The 16,718-nt window shown below is 62.0% G+C and carries 18 protein-coding genes; 9 read left to right on the forward strand and 9 right to left on the reverse strand.

Annotated features, from left to right (window positions below; genetic code table 11):
- Positions 1 to 219: 219 nt before the first annotated feature.
- A complete protein-coding gene (locus J4E63_RS19755; protein WP_207283067.1) occupies positions 220 to 858 on the reverse strand; it encodes a response regulator transcription factor in 639 nt (212 codons plus the stop codon).
- A gap of 100 nt (positions 859 to 958) precedes the next feature.
- Here J4E63_RS19755 and J4E63_RS19760 point away from each other — a divergent pair, with 100 nt between their 5' ends.
- The 5 genes from J4E63_RS19760 to J4E63_RS19780 all read left to right on the forward strand — a co-directional run bounded on the left by J4E63_RS19760 (position 959) and on the right by J4E63_RS19780 (position 7,485).
- Entirely contained in the window at positions 959 to 2,566 is a 1,608-nt protein-coding gene (locus J4E63_RS19760) for a hybrid sensor histidine kinase/response regulator (protein ID WP_207283236.1), read from the forward strand.
- A 174-nt stretch (positions 2,567 to 2,740) separates the two neighbouring features.
- Complete coding sequence (locus tag J4E63_RS19765; RefSeq protein ID WP_207283068.1) at positions 2,741 to 4,795, forward strand: pyridoxamine 5'-phosphate oxidase family protein; 2,055 nt, start codon at positions 2,741 to 2,743, stop codon at positions 4,793 to 4,795.
- A 130-nt stretch (positions 4,796 to 4,925) separates the two neighbouring features.
- Complete coding sequence (locus J4E63_RS19770) at positions 4,926 to 5,555, forward strand: glutathione S-transferase family protein (protein WP_207283069.1); 630 nt, start codon at positions 4,926 to 4,928, stop codon at positions 5,553 to 5,555.
- A gap of 98 nt (positions 5,556 to 5,653) precedes the next feature.
- Positions 5,654 to 6,574 (forward strand): LysR family transcriptional regulator, encoded by a 921-nt coding sequence (locus tag J4E63_RS19775; RefSeq protein WP_092165137.1) that lies wholly within the window; start codon positions 5,654 to 5,656, stop codon positions 6,572 to 6,574.
- Positions 6,574 to 7,485, forward strand: a complete 912-nt coding sequence (locus tag J4E63_RS19780) for a LysR family transcriptional regulator (RefSeq protein WP_207283070.1) — start codon at positions 6,574 to 6,576, stop codon at positions 7,483 to 7,485. Before J4E63_RS19775 ends, J4E63_RS19780 begins: the two co-directional genes overlap by 1 nt.
- Positions 7,486 to 7,488: 3 nt before the next feature.
- Here the strand turns inward: J4E63_RS19780 and J4E63_RS19785 are convergent, their stop codons facing one another.
- Positions 7,489 to 8,412 carry an AraC family transcriptional regulator gene (locus tag J4E63_RS19785; RefSeq protein ID WP_207283071.1) on the reverse strand — a complete coding sequence of 308 codons (924 nt, stop codon included), beginning with the start codon at positions 8,410 to 8,412 and terminating at the stop codon, positions 7,489 to 7,491.
- A gap of 110 nt (positions 8,413 to 8,522) precedes the next feature.
- On the opposite strand from J4E63_RS19785, the gene J4E63_RS19790 reads away from it, so the two are divergent.
- Complete coding sequence (locus J4E63_RS19790; RefSeq protein ID WP_207283072.1) at positions 8,523 to 8,870, forward strand: carboxymuconolactone decarboxylase family protein; 348 nt, start codon at positions 8,523 to 8,525, stop codon at positions 8,868 to 8,870.
- Positions 8,871 to 9,091: 221 nt separating this feature from the next.
- On the opposite strand, the gene J4E63_RS19795 is transcribed toward J4E63_RS19790, so the two are convergent.
- Entirely contained in the window at positions 9,092 to 9,280 is a 189-nt protein-coding gene (locus tag J4E63_RS19795; RefSeq protein ID WP_207283073.1) for a hypothetical protein, read from the reverse strand.
- Between J4E63_RS19795 and J4E63_RS19800 the strand changes: the two genes are divergently transcribed.
- Both J4E63_RS19800 and cynR read left to right on the forward strand, forming a co-directional pair.
- Entirely contained in the window at positions 9,279 to 9,503 is a 225-nt protein-coding gene (locus J4E63_RS19800) for a hypothetical protein (protein WP_207283074.1), read from the forward strand. The two genes, J4E63_RS19795 and J4E63_RS19800, sit on opposite strands and share 2 nt — an antisense overlap.
- Before the next feature lie 88 nt (positions 9,504 to 9,591).
- Complete coding sequence (gene cynR / locus J4E63_RS19805; protein WP_207283075.1) at positions 9,592 to 10,542, forward strand: transcriptional regulator CynR; 951 nt, start codon at positions 9,592 to 9,594, stop codon at positions 10,540 to 10,542.
- Positions 10,543 to 10,557: 15 nt separating this feature from the next.
- Here cynR and J4E63_RS19810 read toward each other — a convergent pair whose 3' ends face one another.
- The 5 genes from J4E63_RS19810 to J4E63_RS19830 all read right to left on the reverse strand — a co-directional run bounded on the left by J4E63_RS19810 (position 10,558) and on the right by J4E63_RS19830 (position 13,900).
- Positions 10,558 to 11,217 (reverse strand): carbonic anhydrase, encoded by a 660-nt coding sequence (locus tag J4E63_RS19810; protein ID WP_207283076.1) that lies wholly within the window; start codon positions 11,215 to 11,217, stop codon positions 10,558 to 10,560.
- 42 nt (positions 11,218 to 11,259) lie between these two features.
- A complete protein-coding gene (locus J4E63_RS31350; protein ID WP_207283237.1) occupies positions 11,260 to 11,334 on the reverse strand; it encodes a DUF2790 domain-containing protein in 75 nt (24 codons plus the stop codon).
- Positions 11,331 to 11,798, reverse strand: coding sequence for a cyanase (cynS, locus tag J4E63_RS19820; RefSeq protein ID WP_092197838.1), 468 nt, complete (start codon positions 11,796 to 11,798; stop codon positions 11,331 to 11,333). Before cynS ends, J4E63_RS31350 begins: the two co-directional genes overlap by 4 nt.
- Positions 11,799 to 12,013: 215 nt before the next feature.
- Positions 12,014 to 12,895 carry a GyrI-like domain-containing protein gene (locus J4E63_RS19825; RefSeq protein ID WP_207283077.1) on the reverse strand — a complete coding sequence of 294 codons (882 nt, stop codon included), beginning with the start codon at positions 12,893 to 12,895 and terminating at the stop codon, positions 12,014 to 12,016.
- Positions 12,896 to 12,958: 63 nt separating this feature from the next.
- Positions 12,959 to 13,900: a DMT family transporter gene (locus tag J4E63_RS19830; protein WP_207283078.1), complete on the reverse strand. Its 942-nt coding sequence runs from the start codon at positions 13,898 to 13,900 to the stop codon at positions 12,959 to 12,961.
- 74 nt (positions 13,901 to 13,974) lie between these two features.
- Here J4E63_RS19830 and J4E63_RS19835 point away from each other — a divergent pair, with 74 nt between their 5' ends.
- A complete protein-coding gene (locus J4E63_RS19835; protein ID WP_207283079.1) occupies positions 13,975 to 14,829 on the forward strand; it encodes a LysR family transcriptional regulator in 855 nt (284 codons plus the stop codon).
- A 165-nt stretch (positions 14,830 to 14,994) separates the two neighbouring features.
- On the opposite strand, the gene J4E63_RS19840 is transcribed toward J4E63_RS19835, so the two are convergent.
- Entirely contained in the window at positions 14,995 to 16,701 is a 1,707-nt protein-coding gene (locus tag J4E63_RS19840; protein WP_207283080.1) for an amidase, read from the reverse strand.
- Positions 16,702 to 16,718: the final 17 nt, after the last annotated feature.

The following is a 16,718-nucleotide window of genomic DNA, read 5'->3' on the forward strand; positions in this document are numbered from 1 at the left end:
CATAGGCTTCGCACGCCATAATGTTTCGATAGGCACAGTGATACTGCACGGCGAATGGCGCGTTGGCTTTCTTTATGATTGGCTGTTCGAACAGCCTTTGTATGGAACGCCCACAGCTTAGGGGGAGAGTACCGGGCGAAGCTATAGTACAAGTGTGCTATGGCTTGGGCCGCGAGTTGGGAGGGTAACGCTCAATGAATATTTGCGGCCGTTATACATTTAATTGTCTTGTTTTTCCGACCATCCTCCATTGCCTGGGAAGTTGGAAAATTGCGCCGCGGCCGCCGCGCGCGTGGGGACACCCAGGGATTTGAGCAGGCTCGAGACATGGATGCGCACCGTGAAGGGGGAAATGCCCAGGTCCCGGGCTATTTCCTTGTTGGTCTTGCCGGCCGCGATCAACCCAAGCACTTGCCGTTGGCGTACGGTCAGCTGGGAAAGCGCATCGTCCAGTACCGAGTTTTCGGCTTGATACTTCACCACCACTTCGCCTTCGCGTATTGCCATGATGGCCTCGGCAATATCGGAAGGGTCGATATTCTTGCCGATGAAACCGTCGGCGCCCAGCGCCATCACCTGGGAAATAACCTCGATGTCATCCATCATTGAAACCACAATAATGGAGGTCCGTTTGAACTCACTGCGCAACTGGCCTATGACTTGCAGCGATTTGATCCCGGGAAAGCGCAAGTCGAGTATCAGGGAGTCCACTTCCACCCCGGAACGCGCCAGCGCCAATACTTCATCCAGATTGCCAGCTTGTTCTATGGTGGCTGTCGGCAGAAGCCGTTCGATGGTTCTCAACATACCTTCACGAAACAAAGGATGGTCATCTGCCACAATGACTCTGCACGTCATCCTTCAGATCCTTCTGACTTCAAGTTCGCGCATCGTAACCCAAACTGCCCCTCGGGTTTCAGTTTGAAACAAACTTTCATGTTGGAATACTCCTGTGACTATGACGGAAAAGAATAGCGAGCTTGATCAGGCGACATTGAGATTGACGGTCGGGGCGTGTACTGCGCTTTACATCATTGTGGTGGCCTTTCTGGCCAGCGACTTCGAAACCTATGTACCGATCCTGTGGTACATGGCCTTTTTCTTCGGCACCGCGGTCCCGCTGCGCATGGCGGTCAAGCGCTGGCCCGGGCACTTTTTCCTGCGTCGTCTTTTTGCCATGACACTGGATTACGCAAGCCTCGCCTTTGCCTTGATCGTGGGTGGGGAGGGCACGCTGCCGGTGTACGCGGCATTGCTCTGGGTCACGTTGGGTAATGGCATGCGCTTCGGTTCGCGCTACCTGGCGCTGGCAACCGTTCTCGCGCTGTCGACCCTGGGGGTGATTTTCCTGCTCACGCCGTTCTGGCGTGGCCAGCCCTATCTGTTCCTGACGTTGATCGTCACCACCATCGTGGTGCCTGCCTACGCGCATATCCTGCTGACCCGTACCCGCATCGCTTCGGAAGAGGCGATTGCCGCGAACCAGGAAAAGTCCCGCTTCCTGGCCCAGGCCAGCCATGACTTGCGTCAGCCGATCCACTCGATCGGCTTATTCACCGCCTGCCTGCGCGATGCCCGGTTGGGCCAGGAAGAGCTGCGACTGGTGGACAACATCGACCGTTCGCTACACATCGTGTCGCAGCTGTTTCGTTCGATCCTGGACATCTACACCCTCGACAACGGGCAGCTTGAACCCCAGGCCGAACCCGTGCACCTGGGCGCGTTGCTCCAGGATGTGGTCAAGCAGAACACCGAAGCCGCCCGCTGGGCCGGTGTCGAGTTGCGCCTGCGGCCTTGCCGGCACTGGGTCAGCGTCAATGCCGGTTTGTTGGCGACCATGGTGCAGAACCTGGTTTCCAATACGCTCAAATATGCCCCCGGCCAACCGGTGTTGATCGGTGTGCGTCCGAAAGGCAATGGCCTGGCCATCGTCATCTACGACAAGGGCCGGGGCATTGCCGCCGAACATCTGCCTGAGGTGTTCAAGGAGTTTTATCGGGTACGCCACGTCCGTGACAAGGATGTCGAGGGGCTGGGCCTGGGGTTGTCCATCGTCAAGCGAATCAGCCACCTGATCAATCTGGACATCCAGCTGGACTCCCGGCTCGGCCAGGGCACGCGCGCCACGATCCAAGGGCTGGAAAGGGTCGCGCCAAGGGCTGTGGTGGACAGACCGGTGCCCACGCAAAGCCGTTTGCAGGGCTTGCGGGTGTGCCTGGTGGAGGATGACGCCAACGTGCTGATGGCGACGTCGGCGCTGTTGGAGAAGTGGGGATGCGAAGTGGAAACCCACAGCGACGGAGTGGGTGTGACCAGCGACTGCGACATCATCATTGCCGACTTCGACCTGGGTACGAAAGTCTCGGGGGCCGAATGCATCGCCGCGATTCGCGAACAGCGGGGCTGGGAAGTCCCCGCCATGATCATGACCGGCCATGAAATCGAAAGAATTCGCCACGCCCTGCACCACATGAACATTTCGATCCTGGCCAAGCCCGTGCGGCCTCCGGAGTTGCGGGTGACCTTGCTCGAATTGACCAAGCATTTCGCCAGTGTCAGGCCATGAGCCCACCATTCCATTTTATGAAACGGTGGATTGCAGTTCGTGCGTATTCCTGCGCAACCGCTTTGGGCAGAAGATAACGCCAGCCACTTGCACACCCGTGCAAACGATGGCGGAGAATCCCCAACCGTAGCGCACTGGCGCAGGCGTTCATGCTGCGAGCGCGAGGAGTAGCTGATGGACAAAGCCTTGCAAGCAAAAACCTCGCCCTGGCACGAAGGAGAGCTGACCTTGCAGCGCTCCGTCGGGGCTGTCGACATGATGGCCAGTGTCGGCCAACGGCAACTGGCGCGTACGTGGATGCCGGACCAGCACCGGGAGTTCTACGCCCAGTTGCCTTTCGTGGTGCTGGGGGCGGTGGACCGGCAAGGCGACGTGTGGGCGACCCTGCGCGCGGGACAACCGGGTTTCATGAACTCGCCCGATCCGCAGACCCTGCACATCAACCTCGAGCCCGAGCCGAACGACCCTGCCCAGGAGGGCATGGGCGAGGGGGATGCCATCGGCATGCTGGGGATCGAATTGCACACCCGTCGGCGTAATCGCATGAATGGCGTGGTGCGCCGTCAGCTTGCCCCAGGGCTGGAGATTGCAGTGAGCCAGGCCTATGGCAACTGCCCTCGCTACATCAACCTGCGCCAGTATCAATTTGTCGACCCACAGGCGGTCGCGCCGCGGCAGTTGAGCGTGTCAGACCCGCTGGTCCGGCGCCTGGTGACGGCGGCCGATTCGTTTTACATCGCCACCTACGTGGTGCGCGATGGCGAGCGGCAGGTCGATGCTTCTCACCGTGGCGGCAAGCCGGGGTTCGTGCGCATGGATGAAGACGGGTCGCTGACCATTCCGGATTTTTCCGGCAATCTGTTCTTCAACACCCTGGGCAACATCCTGCTCAACCCGCGGGCCGGGCTGGTGTTCGTCGATTTCCAGACCGGCGATCTGCTGCAAATGAGTGGTTCGGCGCAAGTCCTGCTGGACGATCCCGAGATCAATGCCTTCCAAGGCGCCGAGCGGCTGCTGCGCTTCACACCGCAACGCATCGTCTATCGTCCGGCTGCCATCGCGCTGCGCTGGAAGGATCAGGATGAAGGCGACTCGCCCAATTCATTGATGACCGGCAGTTGGGAGCAAGCCGCCGAACGTTTGCAGGCTGAGGCGCTGCGTAGCCGCTGGCGTGCGTTGCGGGTTGCGCGAGTCGTGGATGAGAGCCACAACATTCGTTCGTTCTACCTGCAGGCGAGCGATGGCTTGGGTTTGCCTCGGTTTGAAGCCGGGCAACATTTGCCGGTGCGGATCCAGCTGGAGGGGCAGAAAGCGCCGTCGATCCGAACCTATAGCGTTTCCAGTGCGCCGTCGGATGATTTCCTGCGCATCAGCGTCAAGCGCGATGGATCGGTGTCGTCCCACCTGCATGAGCAGGTGCGGGCGCTGCACGAGATCGAAGCGCGGGCGCCCCAGGGCCATTTCACCGTCCAGGCCACCGAGCGGCGTCCGTTGGTATTGCTGGCAGCGGGGGTGGGCATCACGCCGCTGTTGTCGATGTTGCGCGAGGTGGTTTACCAGGGGCAACGCATCAGCCGCATGCGTCCGGTCTGGCTGCTGCAAAGCGCCCGCTCGGTGGCCGACCTGGCGTTCCGTGAAGAGATCGACGAACTGGCCGCCCGTGCCGGCGACAAGCTCCAGGTTGTGCGTATGGTCAGCCAACCGCCCACCGAAGCAAAGGTGGGTGAAGGCTATGACCTGGCGGGTCGGATCGATGTGGAACTACTGAAGAAACTGCTGCCACTCAACGACTACGACTTCTATCTGTGCGGGCCGGGCAGCTTTACCCAGGCGCTGTACGACGGGCTGCGCAAATTGCGCATCCCTGACGATCGCATCCATGCGGAAACCTTCGGTCCCTCCACCCTTGTGCGGGACATCGAAGTCAGCATGCCGGCGCCCCAGCAAGTGCCGGCCGCGACTGAAGCGGTGAAGGTCTTGTTCGCCAGTTCCGGCAAGGAGGCCCGTTGGGAACCCGGCGGCGGAACGCTGCTGGAACTGGCCGAAGCGCGCGGCCTGAACCCGGAATTCAGCTGCCGCGGCGGTTCCTGCGGCACCTGCAAAACCCGCTTGAGCCGCGGCCAGGTGCATTACCTGAGCCAGCCGGCCGAACCGGTTGGCGAAGGCGAAGTGCTGATCTGCTGCGCGGTGCCGGCTCAAGGGAGCGAGCCGCTGGTGCTTGAGGTCTAGGGCTTGCGATCGTTTCACTGGGTGAAATGCTGGATTGTAAAAGCTGGTTATTCCACTGTCCGGAGCAGGAGCAGAGGATAGCGCCATCGACGCGATCACCGCTTCGAGCCCAAACAACATGGAGTACGTCATGCCTGAGAACGCGATCAAACTTTATCGCCACCCGTTGTCGGGTCACGCCCATCGTGTCGAGCTGATGCTCTCGCTGCTGGGCCTGCCGACCGAGCTGGTATTCGTGGACTTGATGAAAGGCGAGCACAAGACCCCGGAGTTCCTCGCCATCAACAGCTTCGGCCAGGTGCCGGTGATCGATGACAACGGTGTTGTGCTGGCCGACTCGAACGCGATCCTGGTCTACCTCGCGGCCAAATACGGCAAGGGCCAATGGCTGCCCAGCGATCCGCTCGCCCAGGCCCGGGTGCAGCGCTGGCTTTCGGTGGCCGCGGGCCAGATCAACCAGGGGCCGGCCAACGCCCGATTGATCACCGTGTTCGGCGCCGGCTATGACGCCGAAGACGCCATCAAGCGTTCCCACGCCCTGTTGAAAGTAATGGAGACGGAGCTGGGGCAAAGCCGGTTCCTGGCCGGTGAGCAACCGACCATCGCTGACGTGGCCGCGTACACCTACGTGTCCCATGCACCGGAAGGCAACGTCGCGCTGACCGACTACCCGAACGTCCGTGCCTGGTTGGGCAGCATCGAAGCCTTGCCGAATTTCGTCGGCATGCAGCGCACCGCCAAGGGCTTGCAGCAAGCCTGAGTCAAACCGCAGGAGCTTGCCGGGGAGATCTTCCGGCAAGCCTTGAGGCCGAAACCGCCACGTATGTTCAATCTCCCTCAAGCAAGACTGGATCGCCCATGGATCGCTTTCAGGAAATGCAGATTTTCATGGTGGTTGCCGAGGAGGAAGGGTTCGCCGCTGCCGCCCGGCGCTTGCGCATTTCGCCACCGAGTGTGACGCGAGCCATTGCGGCGATGGAAGAACGGATCGGCACCCAACTATTGTCTCGTACCACCCGCAATGTGCACCTGACCGAAGCGGGGCAACGCTACCTGGAAGATTGCCGGCGGATCCTGAGTGAGCTCGAAGAAGCCGAGGAGGCCGCCGCCGGCAGCTACTCGATCCCGTGCGGGTATCTGACGGTTACCGCACCGGTGCTGTTTGGCGAGTTGTACATCGCGCCCTTGCTGACGGATTACCTGGATCGGTTTCCCTCGGTGCACCTCAATGCCTTGTTGGTCGACCGTGTGGTGAATATCGCGGACGAGGGCATCGATGTGGCAATCCGCATCGGCCATTTGCAGGAAAACAATCAGCACGCCATCAAGGTCGGTGAGGTACGCCAAGTGATTTGCGGCGCCCCGGCCTATTTCCAGCGCCATGGACGGCCAACCCATCCTGGCGAGTTGAGCAAGGCCAATATCGTGATGTCTTCGGCCAGTCATTTGCTGAGCCACTGGCAGTTCATGGACGAAGCAAACTCGCTGAGCCTGCGGGTTGACCCACGCCTGGTGGTGACCGCGAATCAGGCCGCGATCAATATCGCCCGCCAGGGCTGGGGCGTTACCCGGGTATTGTCCTATCAAGTGGCCCGGCAGGTCGCCGAGGGTGAACTGGAAGTGGTGCTCAAGGCTTTCGAACCACCGGCGTTGCCGATTCACGTGGTGTATCAGAAGAGCAATCGAGTGCCGGCCAAGGTGCGTACGTTCGTGGACTTCCTCGCCGATCGGCTGGGAGACGACGTCACGCTCAAGCCTGTCGTAAAAGGCACCGGCTGATGGCGCGCCACCATGAAATGCTGATATTCCACGCGCTGTCGCAGTGCCCCAGCCTCGCCTCGGCCGCCCAGCGCCTCAACGTCTCCGGACCGACCGTGATGCGTGCGGTCGCTCGACTGGAAGCGCGACTGGGTGTGCAGCTGCTGTCACGAAGCACGCGCGGGGTGGTGCTGACGGAAGCCGGGGTCGGCTTCATGGCCGATTGTTCACGCATTCTCAAGGCCGTTGACGAGGCTGAAGCATCGGCCAAGGGTTGGCATGTCCAGGCCCAGGGCAATCTGACGATTCTGTTGCCCACCTTGTTCAGCCGTTATGTCATGGCCCCGGTATTGGCCGGCTACATGGATCACTTCCCCGAGATCAGGCTATTGGCCCACTACCATGATCGTTTCCCGAACATGCATGAGGAAGGGCTGGATGTCGCGGTGCTGGTAGGGCATCTACCCAGTTGCTCATTGATCGCACGACCTGTCGGCAGCGTTCGCTCGCTCGTCTGCGCCAGTCCTGATTATCTGGCGATGTATGGTGAGCCGGTTGTGCCGCAGGATCTGCACGATCACCGACTGATCGCCACGCAGGCCAACCAGGACTGGGTCCAGTGGTCTTTTCAACAGCAGGGCGAGACCAACGGCTTCAAGGCCCGCACGCGGCTCAGTTGCGCCACGCTACAGGCGGCCATCGACGCAGCAGCTCATGGGGCCGGGTTGACGCGTTGCTTGAGCTATCCGTTGTACGACTATCTGAGCAGCGGACGCTTGCGCAGGGTCTTGCAAGCCTATGAACCACCCTCCATGCCCGTGCAGGTGGTCTATCGTGAAAGACGCAAGGCGCCGATGCGGGTGCGCAGTTTCGTGGACTACATCGTCGAACACCTGCGCGAGCACCCGGCCCTGCGAGCGGATATCTCTTGATGGTCAGCGTGGGTTCGGGGCCTGGATCCCACGACGCACCCGCCCTGGCGCCTCGCCGTAGATTTCCTTGAATTTCTTGCTGAACGCAGCCTGGGATTGGTAGCCGACCTGTACGGCAATATCGCTCAGCCCCAGGTGTGAGTGGCTGAGCAGACTGAAGGCCAACTCCATTCGCACTTGCGTCAACAGTACCCACGGCGAGACGCCGGCCAGCTTGACGAATGCGCGCATGAAATTGGCCCGGGACATGCTCGCGAGGTCTGCCAGGCCTTGAATGGTCCACTCGTGCGCAGGGTCCGCCAGCATCGCCTGCCAGGCCCGGCCCAGGCGCTTGTCGCCGAGCAGGGCCAGCGTGCCGCTGTCCTGGCCATGACTCGCCAGGTGCGCACGCAGAATCAGGGTGAACAGGGCCTGGGACAAGGCGTCGAGCAAGAAGCGAGCGCCGGGCTGGTTCCCATCCGCTTCCCCGCGAAGGATTTCCACCAATGCCGGCAAAGGTCCGTTGGCCGGTAAGGCGCCGCTGGGAATCACCAGGTAGTCGGGCAGGGCGCTGAACAGCAACGAAGCCCGGTTGAAGTGAAAACCACCGCAAAGCATGTCCAGCTCCGCGCTGGCACCGCCAATGCGGTGAATCGGCAGGGCGCCTCCGGTCACGATCCGGGGTGAGGTCGGCGTCACCATTTTCCCAGGGCTGTGCATGAGGTGCGGGGCGCCGCGCGGCAGCAGCAGGATGTCACCGGCGCGCATGGGCAAGCGCTGCCCATCGGCAAACTCGACGCGGCATTCGCCGGCCAGCACGATGTGATAGGGCGCCGTGCCCAGGGCATGCTGGCCGTGATCCAGGGCCCAGTCGCCCTGGAACTGACAGCGCAGGTCCAGGCTGCCGCGAACGTTGGCCAGGCTGATGAGTTTATCGATCGCATTCATTTGAGCGTTTCGCCAAAAAAACTGAGCGGATTGAGCAAAACCGAGTGGTGCCAGGGTGAAAAACTGAGGGCGTCAAAACAGTACACCCAACCCACTCAGGAGTTAATGCCATGTTCAATAACTGGTCCGAATTGTTGCCCACCATTCAGAAAGCGTTTGGCGCGCTGGGCCGCAGCAACCCGAAAATGGTCAAGGCCTATATGGCGCTCGGGGAAGCCGCCAGCGAAAACAACGTGCTCGATGCCAAGACCCGCGAGCTGATCTCGATCGCCATCGCCGTGACCACCCGTTGCGACGGCTGTATCGCCGCCCACACGGATGCGGCGATCAAGGCGGGGGCGAGCCGTGAAGAGGTCGCAGCGGCCCTGGCCACTTCGATTTCGTTGAATGCGGGGGCTGCCTACATCTACTCGCTGCGCTCGCTTGAAGCGTATGACACGCTGAAAAAACCGGCGTGACTCATAGCCGGTCCCAAGCCCCGGTTGCCTCAACGACACCGCAATGCTGTTCATTTAAGAAAGATGATGGACCTGTGGCGAGGGAGCTTGCTCCCGCTCGGCTGCGAAGCAGTCGTAAACCGGTGGGTGCGGTGTATCTGATGCTCCGCATTTGACAGGTTTTGGGGCCGCTTCGCGGCCCAGCGGGAGCAAGCCCCCTCGCCACGGGTTTGTCGACAGCCTTAAGTGAACAGCATTGCAACGACACCGGGGCTTTTTTGGCTGCCCGGGGCGATTGTTTCAGATGGCGCAATCAAGTCATCAGATTCCTGGGCATTCTCTAAAAACTGTTCGCCAGTGAAACTGATCCCTGAAGCGATCGACCGTTTCGGGCCGTCGCAGTGCTCTCCATCCTCCAGGAGATTTCCCATGATCGACGTTACCTGCACTGGCAACCCTTGGTCGGACACCTCTGTTGCGATTCACCCAGAATACGAAAGCGGATTCCTGTTGCCCCAGTTGATGGGCGCCCTGGCCAGCGAGTCCGCAACACCGGTTTCGAACGCCGTGTGCCAGCCGAGTATGAGCGGCGCCATGCTGGCGAAGGCGAGCGCTTTTGTGATGCGGGTGCTGAGGCTGACGTCGACCCGCTAAACGCAACGCTGAGCCCGTGGCGGATGTGGATGCGACATGTCCCCTATACAATGCATCGCAATTACCCAAGCTCCAGGTGGTGGTTCCGATGTTGCTACGTCACTTGCGCTATCTGTTGGCGGTCGCTGACCACGGCGGTTTCACGCGTGCCGCCGAGGTGTTGCACGTGTCGCAGCCGACCCTGTCGCAACAGATCCGGCAACTGGAAGAAACCCTTGGCGTGAGTCTGTTCGACCGCACGTCTCGCACGGTCAGGCCCACGGATGCCGGGGCGGCCTATATCGAATGCGCCCGGCGGGTGCTGGTGGAGCTGGCCGCCGGCAAGCGCGCGCTGCACGACGTCAAGGACCTGTCCCGCGGCAGCTTGAGGCTGGCCATGACTCCGACATTCATGGCTTACCTGGTCGGGCCGCTGGTGCGTGACTACCGCGCGCGATACCCGAATATCCATCTGCAAATCTTCGAGTTGTCGATGGTCGATATCGAGGAGGGCTTGGCGAATGACACGTTAGACATCGCCATCGCATTCGATCAGGTCAGGAGCGCCGATATCGAATCGATCCCGGCGTTCACCGAAACCCTGGGGTTGATGGTGGGGCGCGATCACCCGTTGTATGACTGCCAGGACGCGCTGACGGCTGAGCAGGTCGGGCAACTGGAGTTCGCCTTGTTGAGCCCGGACTTTGCCACCCGTACGTGCATCGACGACTACTTCGTCCAGGCTCGGATCACGCCCAAGGTGAGCATTGAGGTCAATTCGGTCAGCACGTTGCTGGAAGTGATCGGGCATTCGGCCGTCGCCACCATTCTTCCGGAGCCCATCGCCACCCAGGAGCGCGCACTGCGCAAGCTGGCGCTGCAGGACGCGGCGCCCCGGCGTGGAGCTTCGCTGTTGCGGCGCAAGAACAACTATCACAGCGCGGCGTCCGTGGCTTTCGTGGAGACACTGTTGCACGGGGTGGATGGCTTTGGGGCCGCTGCGCAGCCCAGCGGGAGCAAGCTCCCTCGCCACCGTGATCGAGGTGGGCAACTGCCCTAGACCAAGCAGCGACCCTCACGCGGCAGTCGCCATCCGGGCCGGTACGGCACACGCCTGGGGGTTGTCCGCCAAGGACCTGAAGCTGCGATTGTCGACGTCCAGGGCGTCGATGGAGCCGGTCTCGATGTCATAGACCCAGCCGTGCAGGTTGAGCAAGCCCTTCTCCTGGGCCAGCCGCACACTCGGGTGCGTCTGGATGTTCGCCAATTGGGCGATGACGTTTTCACGCACCATCGAACTGACTTTCGCCGCGTCATCGACGTGAGGCCGTGACTCATTGATGACCCGTGCCGACTCGGCGTGTTGCAGCCAACCGCTGACCGCCGGCAGGTGATTCATGCAGGCGCATTTGGCGACGGCGGTCATGGCACCGCAATCGGAATGACCACAGATCACGATATCCCTCACGCCCAGCACCGCGACGGCATATTCCACCGTCGCGGAAACACCGCCTGGGTGTGGGCTATAGGACGGCACGATGTTGCCGGCATTACGGATCACGAACAGTTCGCCGGGTTCCTGCTGGGTCAGCAGCTCCGGTACAACGCGGCTGTCGGAACAAGTGATGAACAACGTGCCCGGGTGTTGCGTGGTGGCCAGGTGTTTGAACAGGTCCGTGCGTTGTGGAAAGACCTCCTGCTGGAACTTCAGGAAACCTTCGATCAGCGCTTTCATGCTGCTTGCCTCCAATGAATAGGGTGGTTGCCCAGCCGGGTATCAGTTCGTGCAGCCGTTGCCGACCAGGCTGTATTCAAGAGTGTGGGTTTCACCTTGGGAGTCGCGATAGGTCAGAACGGACGCAGGGGCAGGAACTTGCCGTCCAGTGTGATCACCGCACGCGAGCCGCCTTCAGGGTCTTCGACTTTCTTGATGTCGAGCTTGAAGTTGATCGCGCTGATGATGCCGTCGCCGAACTGCTCATGAACCAGGGCCTTGAGGGTGGTGCCGTAGATCTGGATCATTTCGTAGAAGCGATAGATCGTCGGATCGGTCGGCACGCCAGCGAGGCTGCCGCGCAGGGGAATGATCTGCAGGCGGGCGACCGAGTCAGCGGTCAGGTCGAGCTTCTCGCCAATCACCTTCGCCGCGTGTTCCGGCAATGGATGCTGGCCGAGCAGGGCGGCGGTGACGTAGGCAAGGCTCAGGCCGGTGCCATCGGCCAAGTCTTGCCAGGACAGGTGCTTGCGTGCCTTGGCATCCAGCACTTCGGTGGTCAGGGCCAGGCTGATGTCGTTGTAGGCGTGGGACTGTTGCATGGCGTAGCTCCTATCGGTTTGGATCGGGTTGATGTCGCTTGGTTGAAGCCATCATCTGCCGCTTTAGCTATAGCGTCCAAGACCGATATGCAATGCAATGTATTGGTGTTGCCTATGGATTGGAGCCCACGTTGTCGAGGTGTAAATCCTGTAATTGTTGGCCTGTACTTGAAGGCCGACCTACCGATCGTACAAGCGATGTTCGCCGCTTCCGATCACCTGAGTGGCAGAAAGAGCTCGGTAATGGCTTGGTTCTCCGCAACGTCCGGAAAGAACGTAATACGCTGGCAGTAGAGGGGGAAATCTCCTGGCTCCTCACCGCTGGCCGGCAACCAGTCCCTGTACAGGTACAGCGCGGCGGTCTCGAGGTTGTCGGCGCCCCCTTCGACCCGCAGCACTGCACAACGTCCGGCGGGAATACTGCCAGCCTTGATCGTTTCTCCGTTCGGCACGACAGGTCGGCCCGTCCCCGCGCATAAATCCAGGCGATAGTCTTGCGGCGGCGTCGTGCGCGGGTCGGAGTGAAATACATTGAACGTCGGGCTGATCGAGGGGATCAGGCCGACACTTCGCCGCCATGCAATGAAGCGCCGGAGGGTCGTCCCGATCGTCGAGGGATCGCCTCGGTGTTCCATGATGGCGACGGGGGTTGCAGGAACCGTACGGATCCGTACGTCACTGGGCTGATAGGGCGTGGGCATGAGGCGGTTCCTCGCAGTGTGCAATGGCGTGAAAAGGGTGTTCCAGCGCTGCCAGTCGGGAGACTTGCGGAAATTCGAAGGCGGTTGTCCCACCCGTTGTCGAAACACGCGGGCAAAGGCGTCAGGCGCTGCGTAACCGGCGTCCATGGCGATCTGCGTAATCGTTTCATGTTCGCGAAACGCCAGTTTGTAGGAGGCGCGTTTCAGGCGAGCGAGTTGGACGTAGCGATTCAAAGGCAAGCTGAACGTCGCCATGAACTGCCGGTGAAAATGGTATTTCGAAAAAGCCGCAACGCCACTCAACGTATCCAGATCCAGGCAGTCATCAAGGTGCAGGTCGATGTAATCGAGCACCTTGCGCATGCGGGATTGGTAATGCTTTTTTGTGTCGGTCATGGTCTTTCCCAATAAAGGCCACCAGCATGAAGCCGGCGAGCACAATGCGCTCGACCGATCTTGCTATCTTGAACTTGCAGCCTGCCGGGCTTCGGTGCCGACGACCAGCCAGATGCCGATCCCGGACACCGCCATCCCCACCACCATCTGCCAGGAAAGCGGTTCGTTGAACATGGCCCAGGCCCAGAGCATCGTAATGGGCGGGCTGAGGTACAGGACACTGGCGACGCGGGTGGCGGTCGCGCGGCGCAGGCACAACCAATAGAGGCCGTAGCCGCCCATGGTCGACAGGCCCGCGGTCCACAATACGCTCAGTGCGAAGCCTGTGCTGGGCAGCGGGGCCAGGCTGCCATGGGCGCCCTCGACCAGGGCGAAGGCCAGGCCCGACACGCAACATTGCAGCCAGAGGTTGGGCAGCAGGCCCAGCGATTGTTCGGCGGGTAAGTATTTCTGCCACAGGGTCGCGACGGCGAGCGAGAACATGCCAAGCAGCGGCAGGCCATAGGCCCACAAGGGCGCATTGCCCCACGCCAGTGCGCCCTGGGTCACCAGCATGACGCCGAGCAGGCCGATCAGCAGCCCTGTCCAGACCTGCCAGGCCAGTCGTTGCCGGAGTACGCCTGCGGCCAGCAGCGCCAGGCCCATCGGCAGCAGGTCGGCGACCAGCGCGGCCAGGCCCGCCGGCACACCCAGGGCAATGCCTTGGGTGATACCGCCCAGGTAGCCTGCCATCGCCAGCAGTCCGATGCCGGCATTCTTCAACAGTGCGACGGGCGAGGTCCGGCGTAGCGACCTGGCGACGAAGGGAAACAGGACGAGCGTGACCACGACACACCGCCAGAAGACCACCAGCAGGGCCGGCGCATAATCGATGGAAAAGCGCGCACCGACGAAACCTGAGCTCCACGACACCAGCAATGCCGCTTCGAGTAACGGCAATGGAATCAGCCAGTACCAGGCGGGCCGGGGCAGGGAAGTGCAGGTCAGCGATTTATTCGGGTTCATGACCACAGGCTACGAAACCCGGCTAATCTAATAAATCAAAATGTAATGCATCAGTTGTTCACGAAGATTGAATCATGACGGCCATACTCGATATCGACTTGATACGTACTTTTCATGCGGTGGCGCGGATCGGGAAATTCAGTGCGGCGGCGGACCAACTGCACAAAAGCCCGGCGGCGGTCAGCGTGCATATCCAGCGTTTGGAAGCGGTCGCTGGCGGGCGGTTGCTCAACCGGGACAACCAATCGGTATCCCTCACCGCGTTGGGCCAGCGTTTGCTCGTGGCGACGACGGAGCTGTTGAGCACCCATGATCGGGTGCTGGCCGACCTGCACGGAACCCGTTTGGCAGGGCGTATCACCTTGGGGGTGCCGGATGAGTACGCAGACCATGTGATCCGCGACATCCTCCCGACCTTCGCCGCCGCGTGGCCCAACGTGGTGCTGGAGCTCAAGACCGCGCCAAGCTATGCGCTACGCGACCTGGTGCAGCGCGGCAAGCTCCAGGCGGCAGTTATTGCCCAGCCGAAGGGGCAGGCGAATGCAGAGGTGCAAGTGCTGGTGTCCACCACGCCGGTCTGGGTCGGGCCGGCCCACACGATAGCGGCTTCGATGGAGCCGCTGCCGCTGGCGGTGCATGCGGCGCAATGCCCTTATCGGCAAGCGATGATGGAGTCCCTCAGGCAAAGCGGGCGCAAGACCCGCATCGTCCTGGAAAGCCCCTCCAACCAGGCCGTCAAGGCCTGCGTGGAGGCCGGGTTGGCGATCAGCCTGATCGACCGTGGACGGGTGACGGCTGCCATGCGGATCCTCGAAGGCCTGCCGGTGATCGCGGAGCATGAGGTGGTGTTCATGCGAGCCCAGGCGTCACGCGGCGATGAAGCCGTGAGCCTGCTGGCCCGTGCCATGCAGCAGTATTTCCGGCTGTAGGCATGGAATCGGGGCCGCTGCGCAGCCCAGCGGGAGCAAGCTCCCTCGCCACGGTTGCATGTTCGGCTGGGCGAGGGTGTGATCATTCAAACGCCACCCTCGCCAAAATAGCCCTCAGGTAATGCACCTGTGCGCTTTTGTGGCGCAGCAGCCCCAAGAACCGGCTCAAGCCGACAATGGCGGTGTCCGCGGCGGGACCCGGCGCTTGGAGCCTATCGACTCGAACGCCGATGCCAGTTGCAACAGCCTCGAATCGTCATAGGCACGCCCGGCGAATGTCAGCCCGACGGGCATGCCGATGTCCGCCATGACGCCCATGGGCACGGTGACCGTGGGTACGCCCAGGTGGCGGATGGCGAGGTTGCCGTTGGCGACCCAGACCCCGTTGCTCCAGGCGATATCGGCAGATTCCGGATTGATATCCGCATCCGCCGGCCCGACGTCGGCGACGGTCGGGAAGATCACCGCGTCCAGGCCCAGCCGTTCCATCCAGTCTTCCAGGTCGATCCGGCGTGTCGCTTCAAGCCCCCGCAACCCGTCGGGCAGCGTCGGGATCTGGTCCCAGGGCGTAATGCCGCGTTGGGCCATCTTCACATACTCGTCCATGCCGGCGGCCAGATCGTCCTCCCGGTTGGGCAGGGTGCCCGGGTCGTGGGGGAAAATCTTCGGTCCGTCGACATCGGCCAGGCGATTCAATGTCGGATCACCGTTGGCCCGCAGGAAGTCATCGAATGCCCAGGCCGACAGGTCCCACAACTCATGGTGCAGGAACTCCTTGGAAACCAGGCCGCGGGTGAACACCGTCGGTGCGCCGGGACGGTCGCCCTCGCAGTTGGACACCAGCGGGAAATCCACCTCGACCACTTCGGCGCCACAAGCTTCCAGGGCCTTGCGGGCTTGCTCCCAAAGGTCGATCACCGAGGCGCGGGTGACGATTCGCTGCCCGGTCGGGCCGCCGATGCCAGGGGCCTCGGCCGTGCCGGCTTCAGGGTCCGCGTTGATGTACATCCGTGGCACGCCGAGCCGAATGCCGGCCAGCGCCCCCGGGTTGCTGGCAAGGCCCGGATACGAGGCGGGACGAACCGACTCGACGCTCGGAATCGGCACCCAGGGTTGCAGCCGCCACAGGTCGCCACGGGTGTCCGGGTCTTCGGCGACCACCACGTCCAGCACTTCGAGCAGGTCGGCCATGGTCCTGGCGAAGGGCACGACGACGTCCATCGTTGGCGTCAAAGGCCAATTGCCCCGCACCGAAATCACCCCACGCGACGGCGTGTAGGCGCACAGGCCGTTGTTCGACGCCGGGCCGCGTCCACTCGACCAGGTTTCTTCGGCAAGGCCGAACGCGGCGAAACTGGCGGCGGTTGCCGTGCCCGCACCGTTCGAGGAGCCGGAGGCAAAGGGCGCGGTGAGGTAGTCGCCGTTGTACGGACTTTCCGCCCGGCCATACACCCCGCGCTGCATCCCGCCATTGGCCATGGGCGGCATGTTGGTCTTGCCCAGGCAGATGGCCCCGGCGGCGCGCAGTCGTTCGATGGTGAACGCATCGCGATAGGCCACCAGGTCCTTGAACGCCGGGCTTCCGGAGGCGGCGGTGAGCCCTTTGACCAGATAACTGTCCTTGGCCGTATAGGGAATGCCGTCGAGTGGGCCGAGGGTCTGGCCACTGGCCCGACGGGCATCGGAAGCCTGCGCTTCCTTCAGCGCATCCGGGTTGCGCACCACCACCGCGTTGAGGGCCGTGGGGGTGTCGGGGCCGTCGTAGGCATCGATCCTGGCGAGGTAGGCCTGGACAAGCGCTACCGCTGTGGTCTGGCCCGATTCCAGCGCGGCGCGCAGTTGGGCAATGGAGACTTCGGTGATGTCGATCATGCAATTACCGCCGCGGT

The organism is Pseudomonas sp. FW300-N2F2, from assembly GCF_017351655.1.
In the GTDB taxonomy this organism is placed as follows: Bacteria; Pseudomonadota; Gammaproteobacteria; order Pseudomonadales; family Pseudomonadaceae; genus Aquipseudomonas; species Aquipseudomonas fluorescens_AA.